Source organism: Erwinia tasmaniensis Et1/99, assembly GCF_000026185.1.
Lineage (GTDB): Bacteria > Pseudomonadota > Gammaproteobacteria > Enterobacterales > Enterobacteriaceae > Erwinia > Erwinia tasmaniensis.
Map to the genome: position 1 here is coordinate 1 of NC_010695.1, position 9,299 is coordinate 9,299.

General features: G+C 47.0%; 7 protein-coding genes. 5 read left to right on the forward strand and 2 right to left on the reverse strand.

All coding sequences use genetic code 11. The annotated features are described in order from the left end of the window. The 4 genes from ETA_RS00005 to ETA_RS00020 all read left to right on the forward strand — a co-directional run bounded on the left by ETA_RS00005 (window position 1) and on the right by ETA_RS00020 (window position 6,306). A complete protein-coding gene (locus ETA_RS00005; protein WP_012443151.1) occupies window positions 1-954 on the forward strand; it encodes a replication initiation protein in 954 nt (317 codons plus the stop codon). Window positions 955-961: 7 nt separating this feature from the next. Then, a complete protein-coding gene (locus tag ETA_RS00010; protein ID WP_012443152.1) occupies window positions 962-1,387 on the forward strand; it encodes a helix-turn-helix domain-containing protein in 426 nt (141 codons plus the stop codon). Window positions 1,388-1,673: 286 nt separating this feature from the next. Then, on the forward strand, window positions 1,674-3,665 hold the full coding sequence (locus ETA_RS00015) for a DNA methyltransferase (protein WP_012443153.1): 1,992 nt from the start codon (window positions 1,674-1,676) through the stop codon (window positions 3,663-3,665). 4 nt (window positions 3,666-3,669) lie between these two features. Then, entirely contained in the window at window positions 3,670-6,306 is a 2,637-nt protein-coding gene (locus tag ETA_RS00020; RefSeq protein ID WP_012443154.1) for a DEAD/DEAH box helicase family protein, read from the forward strand. Between the two features lie 42 nt (window positions 6,307-6,348). On the opposite strand, the gene ETA_RS00025 is transcribed toward ETA_RS00020, so the two are convergent. Further along, on the reverse strand, window positions 6,349-6,942 hold the full coding sequence (locus tag ETA_RS00025) for a mobilization protein MobX (protein WP_012443155.1): 594 nt from the start codon (window positions 6,940-6,942) through the stop codon (window positions 6,349-6,351). Between the two features lie 12 nt (window positions 6,943-6,954). Continuing rightward, the gene (gene mobA, locus ETA_RS00030; RefSeq protein ID WP_012443156.1) at window positions 6,955-8,064 is read right to left on the reverse strand and encodes a mobilization protein MobA; all 1,110 of its coding nucleotides are present in this window, start codon (window positions 8,062-8,064) and stop codon (window positions 6,955-6,957) included. Window positions 8,065-8,226: 162 nt separating this feature from the next. On the opposite strand from mobA, the gene traD reads away from it, so the two are divergent. Beyond that, complete coding sequence (traD, locus tag ETA_RS00035) at window positions 8,227-8,694, forward strand: conjugal transfer protein TraD (RefSeq protein ID WP_012443157.1); 468 nt, start codon at window positions 8,227-8,229, stop codon at window positions 8,692-8,694. The last annotated feature ends 605 nt before the right edge of the window (window positions 8,695-9,299 follow it).

Sequence of the window (9,299 nt, forward strand, 5' to 3'; positions counted from 1 at the left end):
ATGTCTGAGCTGGTAGTTTTTAAAGCTAACGAATTAGCTATGAGTCGCTACGATTTAACCGAGCATGAAACAAAACTGATTTTGTGTTGTGTGGCATTACTAAATCCAACAGTGGAAAACCCTACAAGAGCAGACCGTACTGTCTCATTCACCTATCAGCAGTATGCAGAGATGATGGGGTTAAAAGCTGATAACGCTTATCATCGATTAAACAGTGCAACCAGTGAGTTAATGACTCGAACCGTAGAGATCATTTATCCGACTGGAGACGTCTCTAAGAGAATTTTCCAATGGGTTAATCTGGCTGAGTTTAATCGTAGAACACAATCATTAATCTTAGTTTTTAGTGAAGATATATTGCCCTATCTATTTCAAATAAAGAGATTTATTAAGTATAACCTTGAGCATGTTAAGTCTTTTGAAAATAAATACTCTATGCGCATATATGAATGGCTTTTAAAGGAGCTAACACAAAGGAAAACGCATAAGGCAAATATAGAAATAAGTCTTAAAGACTTTAAGTTCATGTTAATGCTTGATAAAAACTACCCTGAGTTTAAAGAGCTTAATCGCTGGGTTTTGAAGGCTGCTATGAAAGATATAAACAGTCATAGCAATATGAATTTATCCATTGAAAAACGAGGCCGGCCCGCAGATACCCTTATATTTCAGGTTGAGTTAGATAAACAGATCGACCTTGTTTCAGAACTTGCGAAGGAATCCATTCCTAGATCGACAAAATCAGCAGCTACTACACCAGAATCTAGTCTACATAGTGGGCTAGGAAAAATATTACACGATGCGCTCACTGCAAAAATTCAGTTAACCAGTTTTGAAGCTAAATTTTTGAGTGACATGCAAAGCAAATACGACCTGAATGGCTCTTTCTCATGGCTTTCTTCAAAACAACAGACAACCCTTGAGAAAATTTTAGCCAAGTACGGACGACTCTGAGGTATCTATGGCGCTGGTATCTGTAACAGAAGCAGCCAGACTGACTGGCAAAAACAGAGCAACAATACATCGCTACATTAAGCAAGGGAAACTGTCGCAATCTACAGATGCAACAGGCTCAAAAAAGATAGAAACATCAGAGTTGCTACGTGTTTTTGGCGCTATCTCTGCATCACCTGCAACGGCGTTGCAATACGACGCAATGCAGCACGATGCAACAGTAGAAAATGAGTTACCTGTTGCAGCAATGCAACAAAAAATCGCCATGTTAGAACAGCTACTGGAGAGCAAAGATAAGGAAATACAGCGTCAGGATGACCATATCGACAGCCTTAAAAAAGCCATGCTGCTAATCGAATCCAAACTGCCAGCAACACCAGAATCTGCCACGCAGCCGGTGATGAAAAAATCATGGCAGTTCTGGAAGAAATAGCTGTTTCAGCCGGCAAACCGGCTGAAACCGGATCCGCGATTCTGATAACAAGCCGGCAACACCAAAACAGCCCGTTTTTGGCCGGCAACACCCGCGCTTTTGGACGTTCCGGCGGGTTTTGGCGATGAGTGGTGTTGCAGTGGTGCGCGCAAGAACTCTTATGTTAAATACTACCTGTTTGGGTGTATTTTTCCGCAACTGTATCCAGTGTAATCGTTGTCAGGTTCCAGCATCGGACGCGATACCTTAGAATCATTTCAATCTCTAACAGTCATAAGGCCATGACATGCAGACCGAATTAATCAAAGAACTGAACAAGGTTTTAAAAGCATTTCCTCAATTCTGGAACGGGGATAAGTTGCACCGCTCAATGGTGAGTGAAGCTATCAGTAAAAAGCAGCCAGATCTAATCAAGGCATTGGTCACTAACGAAAAAATAAAATCCGTTTATGGAACTGATGTTGATGGGGTTTTAATTTTTGATTTTGACAAGCTGCGCAGCCTTCTTAAATACAAAGAATACTGGAATAATAGTTTCACAAAATATCGTAACAAAGTGGGTTTGTCGAGCGAAGGGAAATATCTTGATTACAGTTCAGATGTAGTTCTTGACTTTCCCTTCAAAGATTGTTTTCTTGAAGGTGGAATGACAAAAGAAGACTGTGGTAAAAATGAGATTTATTATAATGAAAATATAGCAGCCGATGAAATAGATAGATTATTTTCACCTAAAGCCTTAGTAAAAACAGCACGTTATGATAAAAACGGAAAGAGTTCAAAGATAACAAAAATTAGCGTTGATGATAATTTAATCATCAAAGGAAATAATCTTATTGCGCTTAATTTACTCAAGTTAACTCACAAAGAAAAAGTAAAGCTAATTTACATTGACCCTCCATACAATACAGGTTCGGATGGGTTCAAATATAATGATAAGTTCAACCATTCAACATGGTTGACTTTCATTAAAAATAGGCTGGAGTCTGCTAAGGAGCTATTGAGTGATGACGCATTCATATGCTGCCATATTGACGACTCAGAAAGTCATTATTTAAAAGTTCTTATGGATATGGTTTTTGGCGCTGATAATTATATCAACACATTCTATATCCAAGTACGCTATGCGAACAAAACATTAAAGCAAGACATGAGCTTTCACAAACAGATTGAGCAGGTTCATATATATAGAAAAAGTAATAAGGCAGAACCAAACCTAAATGAGACAGAAAAAGGGTTCGAAAAATACACACATTACATTGAAGAGTTAAAAGATGGAAAAGAGATGGTTTTAGGCGGAAAAAAAACCATCATATTTGATGAGAGTTCATATAGGGTATTGAAAAAAGAACCTTCTGAGATTGGGCTAAAGGAAATATGGGCAACTGGTTCTATCTTAGATGGCAATTCCTCCGGTCGTTTTTTTAGGGATTTCCTAAGCGACAGGAAGAAAACAGATGGGTTGGGTGTGTTATATAAAGTCTATGGAATCGGTGATGATGGATTTGATTATAGATACTTTACCGGACCCAAAAAAGAAAGTGCAACAAAGGGAAAGTACTACCAAGGAGTACCCACAGCTCAATTAAATAACAAGAACGCCCAAAACACCACCCCAATAGAAAATTTTTATGATTTAGCATCATATTTTGGAAACTGTAGACATGAGGGAGGTGTTGAGCTTCGAAGTGGAAAAAAACCAGAATTTTTGTTAAAAACAATAATAAATCACTTTTCTAACCAGAATGATTTAATTCTTGATTTTCATTTGGGTAGTGCCACAACTTGTGCCGTCGCACACAAAATGGGGCGTAGGTATATTGGCATAGAACAAATGGACTATATAAAGGATATTTGCATACCTAGAATGGTGAACGTTATAAATGGTGATAAAACTGGTATTTCAAAAGACGTGGGATGGCAGGGAGGAGGCGGTTTTATCTACACCGAGCTGATGGAACTGAACGCCTACTTCGTTCATGAAATCCAGAAAGCACAGTCCACAGAAGAGCTGGAAAAACTCTTTGCCGTGATGAAAATAGAGGCGCATCTCAACTATCAGGTGGCGCTGGAGAACGTACTCTGCGCTGAATATGAGGTGGACGGCATTTTCCGCAAAGTCGCGTTCAGCGAACTGGAGCTGCATGAGCAGAAGCAGCTCCTGATTGAAATCCTCGATAAAAATCAGCTTTACGTGAACGCTTCCGATATGGATGACAGCGACCTGAACATCTCAGAGAGCGATAAAGCCTTTACCCGCAGCTTCTACGGAATGGAGTAACGGCATGGCGAAGACACCGAAGTCAGCCGGCAGCGAGAAGCTGCTGTTTAACAAACTGAAGCAGTTTGATGAACCGGGTCTGTTCCATGACCACTATGAGACACCGGGCTACGTTCAGGAAAACCTGAAGGATGCCCTGCGCCCGTACCAGCACGGGGCGCTGCGCTACCTGCATTACACGCAGCGCAAACGTGAAGAGGCGCTGCTGCATTACCGGCATCTGCTGTTTCACATGGCAACTGGTGCCGGAAAGACGATGGTGATGGCGGGGACGATACTCTATCTGTTTAAAGAGTACGGGTATCAGAACTTCATCTTCTTCGTACATACCGACGCGATTATCCAGAAAACCCGTGAGAACCTGCTTAACCCGCAGTCGCCGAAGTACCTGTTCAGTCAGGAGCTGGAAATCGACGGGGAAAAAATCACCATCGCACCGGTGGAGACGTTCCCGTCTGTGCCTGAACGCAACACGATTTACCTCAAGCTCTCAACCATCCACAAGATGCACGACGAGCTGAACAGCTATCGTGAGAACAGCATCACCTACGAGGATTTGAAAGAAATCCCATTAGTCCTTCTCGGTGATGAAGCGCATCACTTCAACGCCGGAACGAAAGCGAAAGGCAAGTTGAAAACCTCACCGGAAAACGAGGAGCAGACCTGGGAAAGCACAATTGAGAACGTCCTCGCTCTGCGACCGGATAACCGCCTGTTCGAGTACACCGCCACCATTGACCTGGCGAACAAAGATATCGGGAATAAATACCGTGACAGGGTGGTGTATCAGTATGACCTGAAGCAGTTCATGTCAGACGGTTACTCGAAAAAGGTCATGCTGCTGGAAGCGAATCAGAACGACGGCGACAAGATGCTCGATGCCGTGCTGTTAAGCCAGTACCGCAAATTGGTGGCAGCGGATAACGGCATCACCGGCTTCAAGCCGGTTATTCTGTTCAAGTCGAACAAGATTGCGATATCAAAGGTGAAGCAGGAGGAGTTTTCGCAACTGATTGCGGCAATGACACCTGAGAGCGTCAGACGCCATATGGCGAATAAAAAAGTCCAGCTCAGCTCTGACACCAGTATCTGGCACAAAGTGATTCAGCGTTACGCTGACAGCGATTTAGTGACGGTTATAGGGCAGATCCAGGAAGACTTTAACGACTTCAACCTGCTGAACGTCAACAAGTCAGATCTGCTGGAAGAAAACCCCGTTCTGCTGAACACGCTGGAAAACACCGATAATCCGGTGAGAGCCGTCTTCGCCGTGGCGAAGGTCAACGAAGGCTGGGACGTCCTCAACCTCTACGATATCGTCCGCATCAGCGAGCAGGCGAGCAGCAGCAAAACCGGCACGGACAGCGAGGCGCAGCTTATCGGGCGCGGTGCGCGTTACTTCCCGTTCATGTATGACGGAAAGCGGAGCTTCACCCGTCGGTTTGATACCAGCGCAAAGGATTTGAGCGTGCTGGAACAACTGCACTATCACACCATCAATGAGCCGGCGTACATCAAAACGCTGCACGCCTCCCTTGAGCAGGCGGACATCGACGTGCATCAGGACGGCGGCGGCACGATTGAGCACGCCAGACTGAAAGAGGACTTTAAAAAGTCCGCCGTGTATCAGACCGGTAGGCTGTACTTTAACGAAGTGGAAGAGATTGAGAGCAGCAGCCGCAACTGGGAAACCTACTCGCTGGAAACGCGCTTTGAGATACCGTATCAGACCGCCGGTGAGGAGTCGCTGGACAACCTGACGGGCACAACGACTGGGATGACAAAACCTGAACCCCTGATACTGGACGAGCGCTTTTATCGCAAGGCGATGCAGAGAGTGAGCTTCTACGCCCTGGACAATCTGCAACGATTCTTCCCGAAACTGACCGGTATCCGTGAGTTCATCCGCAGTGACGCCTATCTGGGGAAACTGATAATCACCGTCACCGTGCCGCAGTCGCTGGATTTCTCCGCCGTGCCGGCAAAAGAGAAGCTGCACCTGCTGGAAACCGTTCTGCTGCGTCTCTCAGAGAACGTGCGCCGCAATGACCAGAAGGTGAAGGGCACGTACCGCTTTATCAGCCAGCCGGTGAAAGAGGTGATTAAAGACTACAGCCTGCACATTGACCCGTCGGTAGTCATTAACCAGAAAATCACCGCCGCACAGACCATCGGTAAAAAATGGTACGTGTACGATAACGCGATACTGAACCAGCTTGAGCATCGTCTGGTGAAAACGCTGGAAACCTTTATGCCGAAGCTCAGAGCGCGTTACGACGATATTTACGTGCTGCGTAATGACGAGCAGTCAACGCGCTTTAAGCTCACGGAGTTCGGCGGCGTGCGCGGCTTTATGCCGGATTTCATCATGATACTGACGCGCAATGCAGATAACGCTTACTGGCAGGTATTCCTTGAGCCGAAAGGGGATGACCGCCTGCTGGATGACGCCTGGAAAGAAAGGATGCTCGAAACCCTGAATGACAGGGAACGCATTGTGATTGATGAGAATGAGGATGTCAGACTGGTCGGAATTAAATTCTTTGCCAACAGCCAGATGGATGCCTTCGTCAGCGACATGCAGAACCGGCTGAACGACGGCGAATCGCTTGAAACCGCCTCGATCTCCCTGCCTATGTAAGTCACGACATCAACAAATAACGGAGCGTAATGCTCCGTTATTTTATTTTTTGATAATCATCCAGGTATTCTCTTTATCCCCTTTATCACCATACGTAGTGCTAGTGTCCACCTTAACGCAGGGCTTCCCGTCACAACGCGATATATCAGCCAGCGGGGCTTTCTTCTGCCAGACCGCTTCCATCCGTTGCATTTCAGCAATCCGGCTGTACCCGTCATTCATAAACCACGTCAGTGCCGTCACACTGCAAGCCAGGACGAAGAATATCGTCAGCACAAGATAAATCGCGGACTTCCACGTATAGCGCGACATTTCACGGCGCATGGCGTTAACGGAGTCATTAGCCGTCTTCACTACCTGATTAAGGGCATTCACGGCGGGCTTCTGCTGCTCAATACCGGCTTGTTTTAACTCCTGCGCAACCTGATCCATGGCGGAGATGACGGATTTTCTGACCGTCTCAGTCATATTACCGGACGCACTGTCCAGCTCCCGAATGACCTTGCTCAATATTTCGCTTTGCCGCTGTAACTGTGCGGAGGCAGCCTGAAACTCCTCAGTCAGCGTGTTCACTCGCTTTTCCAGCGCCTGATGATGCCCGATAAGGGCGGCAATCTGTTTAATCTCGTCGCTCATGTAAAATCCTGTCTATCGTGAGAATGACCAGCCCTTATCGGGCTTCTGTCGTTTCTGTTCGGCAATGCGCAGCCGCTCTTTCTCCTGCTGTCTTTGCTTTTCAGCGAGCGCAATGCGCTCTTTCTGCCGTTCCATTTCCTGATGAATCTCCTGAAACTCCGCCATCGCATCATTAACCAGGAACTGAAGGTCGATTTCTTCCTGTATGCCCTTCATCGCATCGCTGACCAGTGCGTTCAGCTTGTCAGGCTCTTTTTCAAAATCGAAGGTTATGCCGGCAGCGGCTTCCGGCTCAGGTTCCTGCGCCGGCTTAACGGACACATTATCCCGCTCACTGAGGGCTTCCCGTAGTGAGGTGGTCACGTCAATCACACTGTCACGCTCATCACGGGACTGCTGCGCCTGCCTTTCTGCTTCCCTGCTCGCAAGAATGGCCTGTAACTGGCCAGTATCGAAACGCTGTACCTGTCCCGCCCCAAGATGCCGCTCCGGCTCACGGTCAATGCCCTGCGCCTTCAGGGAGCGAGCATCAACACGGTCAGCATGGTGATACCGTTCAAGGTACTCATTCTGCAGGTCAGCCCAGCGTTCCCGCTGGGCGACAAGGTGCTCTTTACGTCCGGTCGGCGTTTCCCCGAAACGCACCTTTTTAGCCCCGCCGCGCTCCGGCTCTTTATTGTTCGCCCGTCTGAAATACTGCTCAGGGTCACGGTGAATACCGTCATTAAGGCGTTCAGAGAACATGATATGGGCGTGTGGCTGCTCGCCGCCGGCTATCGCGGCTTTCGGATTATGGACAGCAAACTGGTACGCATGACGGTCGCCGATTTCCTGCCGGACAAAATCGCGGACAAGTTCAAGGCGTTGTTCGGGTTTTAACTCATGCGGCAGGGCAACCTCAATTTCCCGGTAGGTGCAGCCGTTGGCACGTTCAGACGTGTCAGCGGCTTTCCAGAACTCCGCTGGTTTATGCGCCGCCCAGGCGGGCATATTGCCGGATTCTTTATGCTCAAGGTCGGAGTCTTTTTCACGGGCATACTTTCCCTCACGCGCAATATAAGCGGCATGAGGAGAGGCGCTGCCTTTCCCGCCGGTTTTTACGCTGAGATGATAGGATGCCATGCTTTTTTATCCCGCGGAAGGCGCGCACCGTTTCGCAGCGAAGTGGAGAAACGTCTAAGTGCGCACTGATAATAAAAGCTTATCAGTGATTCTACCGATATTTGACCTCTTCTGCCATCACTGAGCATAATTATCCCATTAATATTCAGAGGATAAACAGTCATGGCGAAAAGCGAAAAACATGAACAATGGGCGGCAGACAGGGTGCAGTATATTCGCGGATTAAAGTCGCCGAATGAACAGCAGAGACTCATGGTGATACTGACGGATAAAGCGGATAAAACAGCGCAGGATGTTAAAACGCTGTCCCTGCTTATCCAGGCAGAGCAGGCAGCAGAGAAAGCACAGGAAGCCAGAGCAAGGGTGATGAACCTGATTCAGGCAGAGAAGCGGGCAGAAGCAAAAGCCGCACGTAAAGCCCGTGACAATGCGCTGTACCAGTCAGCCGGACTGCTCATCATGTCAGGGCTCGTTGACAGTCAGACGGGGAAGCCTGTTGATGATACCGCTGCTTTGTTAGGTGCATTAGCCAGTCTGAATGACCTGTCGAGGGATAATCCGAAGTGGTCAGACTGGAAAATCAGGGGGCAGGAGCTGCTCAACAGCAAAAAGTCAGACAGCACTGTATAGCTGATCCACCGTAAAACGCCATGAGAAGCCCGTAGCGGGCTTTTCTTCCCCCCACAGTTGAAACCCCATCCCTTGTCAGTGAAAATCGCCTGTAGCGCCATTCAGTTCGCTTCGCTCACGCCCCTGCCAGAGCCGTGAGCGAAGCGAACTGAATTTCACGGAAAGAACAGCTGGTTCAGGTGCTGGACGGTCGGAGACAAAAGGAATGTTCAGCGATTTGCCCGAGCCTGCGAGGGTGCTACCTCGGTTTCCAGGATTTGAAGGTCTGTTTTGAAGAGGAGCAAACAGCGTTTGCGACATCCTTTTATCATATCGCTCAACTGGCTCAGGCGTGCAGTTATCCACAAGGCGGGGATCTATTCTTTTTTATCTTTTCTATTCTTTCTTTATTCTAGTGTTTTTAATCGTTTGATTTAATTAAAAAAAAACACCTAAAGGTGTAGTAAAAATCATAATTGGTGTAGTAAAAATCATAAATAATCTCCGAAAGGTGTAGTAAAAATCACAATATACACAGCACGACAGCAAAGGCGTAGTTGACAAAAATCGCTACACCATTACTATGAGGTGTAGATTTTTATCTTACCTACACCAAGTGGGGATCG